Source organism: Sphingomonas sp. TX0543 (assembly GCF_048565505.1).
Classification (GTDB): Bacteria; Pseudomonadota; Alphaproteobacteria; order Sphingomonadales; family Sphingomonadaceae; genus Sphingomonas.
The window spans coordinates 1376953-1388564 of record NZ_JBLZUS010000002.1; the positions used below are offsets into that span (position 1 = coordinate 1376953).

General features: G+C 64.8%; 9 protein-coding genes. 6 read left to right on the forward strand and 3 right to left on the reverse strand.

Annotated features, from left to right (window positions below; all coding sequences use genetic code 11):
• The first annotated feature begins 82 nt into the window (after positions 1–82).
• Genes ACM61V_RS07260 through ACM61V_RS07275 form a run of 4 tightly spaced genes read left to right on the forward strand, consistent with a single transcriptional unit; the run spans position 83 to position 3316 of the window.
• Positions 83–694, forward strand: a complete 612-nt coding sequence (locus ACM61V_RS07260; RefSeq protein WP_137788412.1) for a TIGR02466 family protein — start codon at positions 83–85, stop codon at positions 692–694.
• Positions 691–1338, forward strand: coding sequence for a hypothetical protein (locus ACM61V_RS07265; RefSeq protein WP_137788411.1), 648 nt, complete (start codon positions 691–693; stop codon positions 1336–1338). Before ACM61V_RS07260 ends, ACM61V_RS07265 begins: the two co-directional genes overlap by 4 nt.
• Entirely contained in the window at positions 1335–2054 is a 720-nt protein-coding gene (locus ACM61V_RS07270; protein ID WP_249341745.1) for a 2OG-Fe(II) oxygenase family protein, read from the forward strand. Before ACM61V_RS07265 ends, ACM61V_RS07270 begins: the two co-directional genes overlap by 4 nt.
• Complete coding sequence (locus ACM61V_RS07275; RefSeq protein ID WP_137788410.1) at positions 2051–3316, forward strand: aspartyl/asparaginyl beta-hydroxylase domain-containing protein; 1266 nt, start codon at positions 2051–2053, stop codon at positions 3314–3316. Before ACM61V_RS07270 ends, ACM61V_RS07275 begins: the two co-directional genes overlap by 4 nt.
• Positions 3317–3327: 11 nt before the next feature.
• Here ACM61V_RS07275 and ACM61V_RS07280 read toward each other — a convergent pair whose 3' ends face one another.
• Entirely contained in the window at positions 3328–3837 is a 510-nt protein-coding gene (locus tag ACM61V_RS07280; protein WP_137788409.1) for a hypothetical protein, read from the reverse strand.
• Here ACM61V_RS07280 and ACM61V_RS07285 point away from each other — a divergent pair.
• A complete protein-coding gene (locus ACM61V_RS07285; RefSeq protein WP_419713910.1) occupies positions 3797–7084 on the forward strand; it encodes a TonB-dependent receptor domain-containing protein in 3288 nt (1095 codons plus the stop codon). The genes ACM61V_RS07280 and ACM61V_RS07285 overlap by 41 nt on opposite strands.
• A gap of 108 nt (positions 7085–7192) precedes the next feature.
• On the opposite strand, the gene clpB is transcribed toward ACM61V_RS07285, so the two are convergent.
• Complete coding sequence (clpB, locus tag ACM61V_RS07290; RefSeq protein ID WP_137788408.1) at positions 7193–9775, reverse strand: ATP-dependent chaperone ClpB; 2583 nt, start codon at positions 9773–9775, stop codon at positions 7193–7195.
• 128 nt (positions 9776–9903) lie between these two features.
• Here clpB and ACM61V_RS07295 point away from each other — a divergent pair, with 128 nt between their 5' ends.
• A complete protein-coding gene (locus ACM61V_RS07295) occupies positions 9904–10677 on the forward strand; it encodes a class II aldolase/adducin family protein (protein ID WP_137788407.1) in 774 nt (257 codons plus the stop codon).
• A gap of 11 nt (positions 10678–10688) precedes the next feature.
• On the opposite strand, the gene ACM61V_RS07300 is transcribed toward ACM61V_RS07295, so the two are convergent.
• Positions 10689–11534, reverse strand: a complete 846-nt coding sequence (locus ACM61V_RS07300) for an enoyl-CoA hydratase-related protein (RefSeq protein ID WP_137788406.1) — start codon at positions 11532–11534, stop codon at positions 10689–10691.
• Between the last annotated feature and the right edge of the window lie 78 nt (positions 11535–11612).

The following is an 11612-nucleotide window of genomic DNA, read 5'->3' on the forward strand; positions in this document are numbered from 1 at the left end:
TGGTCGAATCGTCGATCATCAAGGCTTGCACGGCGAGGCAGCCACAGACTGGAGGACGATTCTGAGCGCGCGCATAGCGTCGATGTTTCCGACGCCTGTTTATACCGTTGCACTTCCCGATGGCCCGGCATTGAGCGCCGCGCTGCGGGATGTTGTGCTGCGCCGCGGCGCCGAGCAGCGTGGCGTCAGCCGCTCCAATGTCGGCGGCTGGCAATCGGAGATCGACATGCTGCGGTGGGGCGGCGAACCGGCCGAGGCACTGGCGCAGATCGTGACGCGTGCCTGCACCCAGATGACGGCGCTGGCCGACGATGCCTCGGCGGCGCCGATATGGCGGCCCGAGATGTGGGCGAATATCAACCGCTCGGGCGATTCCAATCAAAACCATTGGCATCCCGGCTCTTTCCTGTCGTTCGTCTACTATGTGGACGACGGATATGCCGGGTCCGCAGACCCTGCCCTGGGAGGCGAACTGGTTTTCGTTGATCCGCGAATGCCGTTTCTCAGGATGCGCACGCCGCATTTGCGCCACCGCGCGGGAAACGGCTCGGTCGAAGAACAGGAAACCTGGGTCCGGCCGTTCAGCGGGCTGCTGATCGGCTTCCCCTCGTTCCTTGGCCATTCGGTGCGGCCGTATCACGGCACCGGCACGCGCATTTCGATCGCCATCAACATGATCGCGCGCGCCATATGACGGGCACGTCCCTGCACATTCATGCGGAGCCGCTGTTCTCGACGCCGCTGGTGATCGATCGGGTTGCGGACAACGGCGACGCGACGAGGGCAATCGAGGAGACGCTGACGGCGCGTGGGAAGGTCGCCCGTGTCGTCGGCATGCCGGTGCGGATCGACTGGGGGGATGCGTGGCCGGCAGCGCTGGCTCCGGTGATCGATCACGCCCGCACCCTTGCCAGCCGGGCGACCGCCGCGGCGAACGGGCAGGCGGCGCAGGTCGATTGGCGCGTTGCCGCGCAAGGATATGAGATAGCGGCGGCAGAGCATCTCGAACTGGTGCCGGATTACGAAGCCTATTGGCGATATCTCTACATCGTCGACGATGGCTATGGCGGCGGCGCGGACCAAGGGCCTGGCGGCGAGCTGCGCTTCATCGATCCGCGCTTGCCCGCCCCGATGATGGAGGCGGCGCGATTGCGGCTCAAAATAGCGCCGGGGCCACCGCCGATATTCTATGAGCCGGAGGTCGTGCTTCGCCCGGGCAGCGGCAGCGTTCTGATGTTTCCGGGGTGGATGCAGGTCCGTCACACATCATTGACGGCGGCCGCCACGCCGCGCCGGATCATTGTGATTTCGCTGGTCGCGCCGCTGGGGGATGCGTGAGCAATCCGAATGAATTCGCGCTGGGGGCGCACGATGTCGCGGCGCTGGCGCGACGTTATCGCGAGCGGGGCCGGGTGCGAATCCGAAACTTCCTCGCCGATCCGGCGCCGCTTGCCCGGCATCTGGGCGAGCGGATCGATTGGCGTCAGGTGCTCAATGCGGGCGACAAGGTCTATGAGCTGGATGCGGAAACCCGCGCGCAGATGAGCCTCGAGCGAAAGGCCGATCTTGACGCCGCCATCTACGCCGGTGCGACAAGCGGCTTTCAATTTCGCTATGAATCAATCCGTGTTCCTGACGAGCCGGGCGAGCGGGCGGCGCGCGACGATGCCCTCAATCGGTTCGCGGCGTGGCTGTCAGACGGCGAACCGCGAGAGATGCTGCGTACGATAACCGGAACACCGGCGATCGATTTCGCCGACGCCCAGGCAACGCGCTTTTCGGGGGGTGACTTTCTCACCGGCCATGACGATCTGGTGGAAGGCAAGCATCGCCATGCCGCTTATGTCTGCGGCCTGACGCCGCTATGGCGGGTCGAATGGGGAGGGCTGTTGCTGTTTCACGCTTCGGGTGGTGAGGAGTTGCGTGGGCTCGCACCAGAGTTCAACGTGCTGGACGTCTTCGCCGTGCCGGCCGAGCATAGTGTATCGCTTGTGAGCCCGGCCGCCGGGGAGAAGCGCGTTTCGATAACCGGGTGGCTGAGATCGAGATCATGACTGATAGCGCCAATGCCGCCCGGGTCGGGCAGTTGTTCGAACAGGCGGAGCAGGCTGGCCGGGCCGGGCGCGACGCCGAATTCGTGGCGTGCCTGAACAACGTGCTCAAGATCGCGCCCGAGCATCCGCGCGCCCTCAACATGCTTGGCAATCGCCTGCTGTCGTCGGGAGACGCTGCCGGAGCACGGCGGATGTTCGAGCGTGCTGTGGCGCAGGATCGCCAGGCCCCGCCGATCTGGCTCAACCTTGCGTTTGCCGCACGCGCGATGGGCGATTCCGCCACCGAGCTGTCCGCGCTCGATCAGGCGCTCGCGGTCGATCCCTATTTCGTCGTGGCGCTGCTGGAGAAAGCGCAATGGTTTGAACGGCACGGGCGCAAGAGCGACGCCGTTCTGGCCTATCGCGCCCTGATCGACGCAGCGCCCGCTTTCGAGACGCTTCCGCAACGCATCGCGGCTGCCCTGCAGCACGGCAAGGCGCTGGTCGATGCCGAGGACGGCGCGATCGAGGCGGCGATCCGCCGGGAGCTTGCCGGCCGACCGATCACCTCCAGCCGTTTCGATCATGCGCTGGAAGTCCTCGGCGGGCGGCGGCAGATATATCATCCCAAGCCGGCCGGGCTGCATTTCCCCTATCTTCCGCCGGTGCAATATTTCGATCGCGCGCAATTCCCCTGGTTTGAAAAGCTGGAAGCCGGCGCCGACACGATCCGCGAAGAATTACGCGGGCTGCTTGAAGGGTCCGATCCCAACGTGCCCTATGTCAACATCGCGCCCGGCACCCCCGAAAACCAGTGGCGCGAACTCAACCGCTCGCTGAACTGGGGCGCCATCTTCCTGTGGAATGGCGGCGCGGCGGTGCCCGCGATGCTCGATCGCTGCCCGAAGACGGCGAAGCTGCTCGATGAACTGCCGCTGCTCGATATCGCGGGCCGCGGGCCGACCGTGATGTTCTCGACACTCAAGCCGCACACGCGAATTCCGCCCCATCATGGCGTGACCAATATCCGAGCGGTCGTCCACCTTCCGCTGATCGTGCCGCCCGGTTGTCGCTTCCGGGTCGGTTCCGAGACGCGCGAGTGGCGGGAAGGCGAGGCCTGGGCGTTCGACGACACGATCGAGCATGAGGCGTGGAACGACAGCGACGACACGCGTGTCATCATGATCATCGACGTCTGGAATCCGTTTCTCGACGAAGATGAACGCGCGTTGCTGCGGACGACGAACCAGGTGCTCAGCCGACTGGGTGAGCACCTGACCTGAGACGATAGCCGCTATTGGATCCGTATGACGCGCACGGCCCTTGATTTGATCTTCATTATATAGCTGCCCATCGCGCCGCGCTTCACGATCACCTGCTGGCCCGAGCCGGGATATACTTCCTCGTCGTCAACCTGCCGCCAGCGCATGCCGTTATCGAGCGTGAATTCCCACCGGAGCCCGGACTGGCGCGCGCCGGTCAGCTTCGCCGTGATCTCGGGCGGCGCGGCGTTGTCGTCGTCACCGCCGCCGATGAACGGCAGCCTTACGCCACCAAAGCCGAACAAGGCGCGCTTCGCCTCCTTGATCTGGGCCTTGTCCGCCACGACGATGTCGCCGGAACTCTCGGCCTGGACGACCGCCGCGACCTTGCCGTCATAACAGGCGAGGCGCGCGGCATTGTCCGCGATCGCCCGGCAATCGGCAAGATCGCGCAGCACCTTTGCCTGCTGGTGCGCGGCGGCCTGCGCCGATCCCGCGGCCGTGGCCGCACCGATCATCACCGCGATTGCGACAGCCTTCATATCATTCGCCCCGATTGTGCCATCGCTGACTACATGGCGCTTCCGCCCGGTTCAAGCGGATCGCGGCAGGCAACCAATGTGTTGCAGTATTGCGACACCGCGGAAATGTTATGGCGCGCGCCGTCGGTTACGACTTTACAGCCGCGCCATATCAAACGCACATCGGCATCACGCCAATATGTGCGGCATTTGCCGTATCAGTAGCGGCGCTGAATTTCGGGATGTTTCAACAATGAAACAGTCGGAATTCAGCTGTGGACCTCGCCACAAAGGGGAAAATGTTGTGATTAACCGATCGTTCGAAACCGCGCTGCGCTGCGGTGCCGCCTCGCTGGCCATTGGCCTGGCGCTTGGCTCGGCACCCGTGTTCGCGCAAGCCGCGCCGCCCGCAACCGCGATCCCGGCCGCCCAAGAAGATACCGGCGCACCGACGGGAGACATCGTTGTCACCGGTTCGCGCATCGCGCGTCCCGATCTGGACGGCACCAGCCCGGTGTCGGTCGTCAGCTCGCAGGACATCGCGCTGAAGGCCGCTTCGACCAACATTGAAAACGTGCTGAACGACCTGCCGCAGGTTACTGCGACCACGTCGTCCACGTCGAACAACCCCGGCGGCGGTGTCGCCACCGTCAACCTTCGCCGCGTCGGCGCACAGCGCACGCTCGTGCTGGTCGATGGCCGTCGTTACATGTCGTACGACGTCAACCAGATCGTCGACCTCAACACGATCCCGGCGCCGCTGATCAGCCGCGTCGAAGTTCTGACCGGCGGCAGCTCGGCCGTTTACGGTTCGGACGCGATCGCGGGCGTCGTGAACTTCACGCTGAAGCGCGACTTCTCGGGCGTCGAAGCTGGCAGCAGCTACAACGTCACCGAGAAGGGCGATGGCCAGGTCTGGGACGTGTACGGTCTCGTCGGCGCGAACTTCGACGACAATCGCGGCAACGTCACGCTGCTCGTCGACTATACGAAGCGCAAGCCGACTTTCGCCGGCCAGCGCTCGTTCTCGACCAACGCGCTGAACGACAACCAGGACGGCACGCCGCTCTATGCGGCCGGTGGTTCGGGTTCGGTTCCTCAGGGCCGAATTCTCGTTCCTGGCCTGAATGCTGCGCTGAACAACGGCTGCGCCGCCTCCGCCACCGCCTACCAGGTGTTCAATCAGGACGGTTCCAGCAAGTGCTACACCGCGGCTGACGGCTACAACTACAGCCCGGTCAACTATCTGCAGGTTCCGCAAGAGCGCTTCCTCGTGTCGGCCATGGGCCAGTACGAGATCAACGAGCACTTCACGCCGTATTTCGAGGCGCAGTTCTCCAATAACCGCGTGAACGCGCAGCTCGCTGCGACGCCGATCAGCCAGGGTACGCCATTTGGCAACGGTGTGACCGGCCCGCTGACCGTCCAGGTCAACTCGCCGTTCCTGGCAGCGTCGGTGCAGAATGCGCTGCGGACGCTGGATACCAATGGCGACGGCTATGTGACCGTTCCGACGTGGAACTATCGCACGACCGCGCTCGGCCCGCGCGTCAACGAAGACGAGCGTAACGCGTTCCGCGTCGTGGCGGGTATGAAGGGTGAGATCGGCGCTGGCTTCAGCTACGATGGCTACTACATGTATGCCCGCACCAAGAACTCGCAGCGTCAGACCGGCAACGTCGCCATCGACCGCTTCCTGCTCGCGACCAATACCGCGTTCCAGGGACCGGACGGCACGATTTCCGCCTTCCCGATCACGGGCGGCACGGTGGTCTGCGCCAGCGCGGCTGCGCGGGCGGCGGGCTGCGTTCCGGCCAACATCTTCGGCCTCAACAACCTGAGCGCAGCGGCGGCCAGCTACATCGGCATCGGCGCGACCAACCTCGAGACCTACACCACGCAGGTCGCCAACTTCTCCGTGACCAATCCCAACCTGTTCGATCTTGGCGCAGGCGGCGTTGGCGTGGCGTTCGGTGCAGAGTGGCGCAGTGAAGCTGGTGCGGTGACGCCGGATCAGTATCTCGCTTCGGGCAACGTCGCCGGTTTCAATCCGGGGCAGCCGACTTCCGGTTCCTACTCGGTCCGCGAGTTCTTCGGTGAAATTCGTGTTCCGCTGCTGGCCAACACCTTCATCCATCGGCTTGAGCTGAACGGCGCGGCGCGTGCGACCCATTATTCGAACGCTCCGGGCAACGTGTTCACCTGGGCTGGTGGTGCAGAGCTGGCGCCGATCCCGGACATCACGTTCCGTGGTCAGTATCAGCGCGCGATCCGTGGGCCGAGCGTCTATGAATTGTTCCTCGGCAACACGGTCAGCTTCAACGGCAACGCTGACCAGTGCGGCACGGCGGCAGCGGTCACCAATACTCAGCTGAATGCGATCTGCCGCGCGCAGTTTGCAGCGGCTGGCGCACCGGCTACGCTGATCGGCAACGCGGGCATCCAGGACGTAAGCGTCAATCCTCTCACCTTCACCGGCGGCAACGCCAATCTGAAGGAAGAGGTGGCCAACACCTACACGCTGGGCGGTGTGTTCCGTCCGACGTTCCTGCCGCGCTTCTCGCTGACGGTCGATTACTACAACATCAAGATCAAGGGCTACATCGGCGCGGTTCCGACCCAGTCGATCGGCGATCTGTGCTTCAAGAGCTTCAACCAGGCTTATTGCAACCTGATCAGCCGTAACTCGGCCGGCCAGATCGAGACGTTCACCTCGACCAACCAGAACACGGGCGGTCTGAAGACTTCGGGCATCGACGTAACGGCCGGCTACAGCCAGCCGCTGGGTGCGCTGCTCGGTGCCGACGACGCACGGCTTGGGTTCAGCTTCTCCGGCACGCGTCTGCTGGTGAACGATTTCACCCCGGTCGTGGGCGATCCGAAGGTCATTCGTTGCGCCGGTCACTTCGGTGCACAGTGCGGCGTTCCGACGCCGAAGTGGCGCCACACGTTGCGCACCACGCTGGGTCTTGGCCAGATTTCGGCCTCGCTGCAGTGGCGTTACCTCGGCGCGGTTACGGATGACGATCCCACCACGGTCTATGCTTCGGAGCGTTTCAAGGCTCAGAACTACTTCGATCTGACCACCACGTTTGATGCGACCGAAAACTTCCGTCTGAACATCGGCGTCAGCAATCTGTTCAACAAGCAGCCGCCGCTGGCAGCTTCGACGCAGAACGGCGGCAACGGTGAGCAGTCGAACACCTTCCCGACCGTCTACGACGTTCTCGGCCGCAGCTTCTTCGTGAGCGGCAAGCTGAAGTTCTGATCGTAGCCTCAGGGCTGAACTGAAAAAGGGCGGTGGCATCCTTGGGATGCCACCGCCTGTTTTTTTGAGTGGACAGCGACGGGCGCGCGGGCCGTCGGCGGCGCGGCCTTACCCGTCCACCGCCAACGCCAGTTTCCCATCGCCCTCATCGACGCGCACCGTCGCGCCGTCCTTCACATCGCCGCGCAGGATCAGTTCGGCGAGCGGATCCTGCAGATAGCGCTGCACCGCGCGCTTCAACGGGCGGGCGCCATAGACGGGATCATACCCCACGCGGCCGAGCCACACGCGCGCCGCGTCCGTCAGATCCAGCGTGACCTTGCGATCGGCCAGCAGCTTCTGCACGCGCGATACCTGAATATCCACGATCGGCCCCATGTGCGCCTGACCAAGCCGATGGAACAGGATGATCTCATCCAGCCGGTTGAGGAATTCCGGGCGGAAATGCGCGCGGACGACCTCCATGACCTGCGGCTCGACGGTTTCGACATCCTGATCCTCGCCCAGATTGGCGAGATACTGGCTGCCGAGATTGCTGGTCAGGATGATGAGCGTGTTCGAGAAATCGACCGTCCGGCCCTGGCCATCCGTGAGCCGCCCGTCATCCAGCACCTGCAGCAGCACATTGAAGACATCCGCGTGCGCTTTCTCCACCTCGTCGAACAGCACGACCTGATAGGGTCGCCGCCGCACCGCCTCGGTCAGCACGCCGCCCTCTTCGTAACCGACATAGCCCGGCGGCGCACCGATCAGCCGCGAGACGGCGTGCTTCTCCATGAACTCGCTCATGTCGATGCGCACCATGGCGCCGGAATCGTCGAAGAGGAATTCGGCAAGCGCCTTGGTCAGCTCGGTCTTGCCGACACCCGTAGGGCCGAGGAACAGGAACGAGCCGAGCGGCCGGTTGGGATCCTGCAACCCGGCGCGCGCGCGGCGCACCGCGGTGGAGACGGCGCGCACCGCCTCGGCCTGGCCGATCACGCGCTTGCCGATCACCTCCTCCATCCGCAGCAGCTTCTCGCGTTCGCCCTGCAGCATCCGCTCGACCGGCACGCCAGTCCAGCGGCTGACCACGCCGGCGATATCGTCGGCGGTCACTTCCTCGCGCAGCATCGCGCCCTTGCTGGCCCCTTGCGCTTCGTCGAGCTGCTTCTGGAGCTGCGGGATCGTGCCGTACGAAAGCTCGCCCGCGCGCGCGAGATCGCCGTCGCGCTGGGCCTGCTCCAGCGCGATGCGCGCGGCATCGAGCTGTTCCTTCAGCTTCGCCTCCGCGCCGATCTTGTCCTTTTCGGCCTGCCAGCGCGTGGTGAGCTCCGCGGACTGCTGCTCAAGATTGGCGAGTTCGGTTTCCAGATTGGACAGACGGTCCATGGACGCCGCGTCCGTCTCTTTCTTGAGTGCCTCGCGTTCGATCTTGAGCTGGATGATGCGGCGATCGAGCGTCTCGATCTCCTCCGGCTTGGATTCCACCTCCATGCGGATGCGGCTTGCGGCCTCGTCCATCAGGTCGATCGCCTTGTCGGGCAGGAAACGATCGGTGATGTACCGATTGGAGAGCGTCGCCGCCGCGACGATCGCGCCATCGGTGATGCGCACGCCGTGGTGCAGTTCGTAACGGTCCTTCAGCCCGCGCAGGATCGAGATCGTATCCTCCACGGTCGGCTCGCCGACGAATACCGGCTGGAAACGCCGCTGCAACGCCGGATCCTTCTCGACATATTTGCGATATTCGTCGAGCGTCGTCGCGCCGACACAATGCAGCTCGCCACGCGCGAGCGCCGGCTTCAGCAGATTGCCCGCATCCATCGCGCCTTCGGATTTGCCCGCCCCGATCAACTGGTGCATCTCGTCGATGAACAGGACGATATCGCCCTCGGCGGCCTTCACCTCGTCGAGCACGCCCTTCAGCCGCTCCTCGAACTCGCCGCGATATTTCGCGCCGGCGATCAGCGCGCCCATGTCCAGCGCCATCAGCGTACGGTTCTTGAGCGTATCGGGCACGTCGCCATTGGCGATGCGCAGCGCGAGGCCCTCGGCGATCGCGGTCTTGCCGACGCCGGGTTCGCCGATCAGGGCGGGGTTGTTCTTGGTGCGGCGGGCAAGGATCTGGATCGTGCGACGGATTTCCTCGTCGCGGCCGATCACCGGATCGAGCTTACCGTCACGCGCCGCCTGCGTCAGATCGCGGGCGAACTTCTTCAGCGCGTCATAGCGATCCTCGGCGGAGGCGGTGTCCGCGGTGCGGCCGCCGCGAAGCTGGTTGATCGCGGCATTCAGCCCCTCTGGCGTGACCCCCGCGGTCTTCAGCGCCTTTCCGGCCGGCGTGTTGAGCGCGAGCGCGAGCGCGACCAGCAGACGTTCGACCGTGACATAGCTGTCGCCGGATTTCTGCGCGATCTGTTCGGCGGAATCGAGCACGCGCACGGCATCGTTGTTCAGCCCAGGCGAGGTCTGCGCGCCCGAACCGGATACGGCGGGAATCTTCGACAATGCGAGATCGGTTTCGCTCGTTGCGCGCCGCGCGTCGCCGCCGGCGGACTGGATCAGCCCCGCCGCCATGCCCTGCTCGTCCTCCAGCAACGCCTTGAGCAGATGCTCCGCCGTAATCTGCTGATGATTCATGCGGATCGCAACGGTCTGCGCGGACTGGAGGAAGCCTTTTGCGCGGTCAGTAAATTTTTCGAGGTTCATATCGGTCCCCTTGAGATGGGTGCGATGTAATGTGGCATTTATGCCACACAAGAGGGCGCGAGAACGATAGTGGCGATCGATCGCCGATAGCGATACAAGAGTTGCAAATCGAAACAGGAGAGAGAGTCATGGCCACGCTGGCGACCGTCGATAGCAAACCGCAATATGCGCCGGGTGAATGGGAGGCGCGCGTCGATCTGGCGGCGGCCTATCGCCTCGTCGCTCTCTATGGGTGGGACGATCTGATCTTCACGCATCTATCGGCGCGCGTGCCAGGCCCGGAGCATCATTTCCTCATCAATCCATATGACATGATGTTCGAGGAGATCACCGCCTCCAGCCTCGTCAAGATCGACGTGGAGGGCAATCCGGTCGGCCCGACGACGCATCCGGTGAACCCGGCGGGCTTCACGATCCATTCCGCAATCCACATGGCGCGCGAGGATGCCCATGCCGTGATGCATCTGCATACGCCGCATGGCCAGGCGGTGTCGGCGATGGAATTCGGGCTGTTGCCACACACGCAGACCGCGATGATCGCCGGGCACGATGTTGCCTACCACGACTATGAGGGCATCGCGACCGACCTCGAGGAACGCGAGCGGCTGGTTGCCGACATCGGTGACAAGAATGCGATGATCCTGCGCAATCATGGCACGCTGGCCGTGGGCGACAGCGTGGGCGCGTGCTTCCTTCGCCTCTATTTCCTGGAGCGCGCCTGCGAGGCGCAGGTGCTGATGCTGTCGGCAGGGCGCGAGCATCTCAACAACCCGCCGCAGGGCGTGGAGCACAAGGTGGCGCACCAGTCCGCGCCGAAGGGCATGGGCAAGCTGGCCGAGCGGCTGGCGTGGCCCGCGCTGTTGCGCAAGCTCGACCGGATCGACCCGAGTTTCCGCGACTGAGGGCAGGCGGCTCAGCCCGCCCGCCACCACGGGTAGCCGGAGGGCATGTCCTCCGGCACCTGCCCCGGAAAGGCGGGAGCGCGCTTTTCCAGAAAGGCGGCTACGCCCTCGCGCACATCCGGCCCCGCGCCCAGCGCCATCGCGAATGCACCGTCCACCGACAGCGCGCCATCGGGCAGCGGATCGCCCGAGAAGCGCCACAGCATCTGGCGGGTGAGGGCGACCGACACCGGCGCGGTCTGGCCCGCGATCTCCCGCGCGATGGCGCGCGCGCGGTCGAGCAGCGCCTCGCCATCCACCACCTCGCTCACGAGGCCGCCTGCGCGCGCCTCTTCGGCATCGAACAGGTTGCCGGAAAGGCACCAGCGCAGCGCCTGCGGCAAGCCCACGATCTTCGGCAGAAACCACGCGCTCCCCGCCTCGGGCACCAGCCCACGCCGCGCGAAGACGAAGCCGAACCTCGCAGCGCGCGCCGCGATGCGGATGTCGCACGGCAACGTCAGCGTGACGCCTACGCCGACCGCCGGGCCGTTGATGGCCGCGATGGTCGGCTTGGTGGCGTTGAAGAGCGCATCGACGAAGCCGGAGCCCTCACGCGGTTGTCCGCCGGTGCCGAAGTTCGGGCCGCTCGCGCCGAAGCTGTCGGCACCGCCTGATATATCCGCCCCGGCGCAAAAGCCGCGCCCCTCGCCGGTGATGATCGTGGCGCGGATCGCGTGATCCTCGTCGGATCGCCGCAGTGCATCGGTGATCTCCGCACCCATCCGCGCGGTGTAGGCGTTCAGCTTCTCCGGCCGCGCGAGCGTCAATGTCGCGATCGGGCCATCCGTTTCGTAACGGATCTGCTCGTAAGCCATCCTCATCCTCCGGTTTTTGTTTGGAATGAGGCTGGCATTGCATGGCCAGCGAGTCGACCCCTGCGGAACACGCGCGCG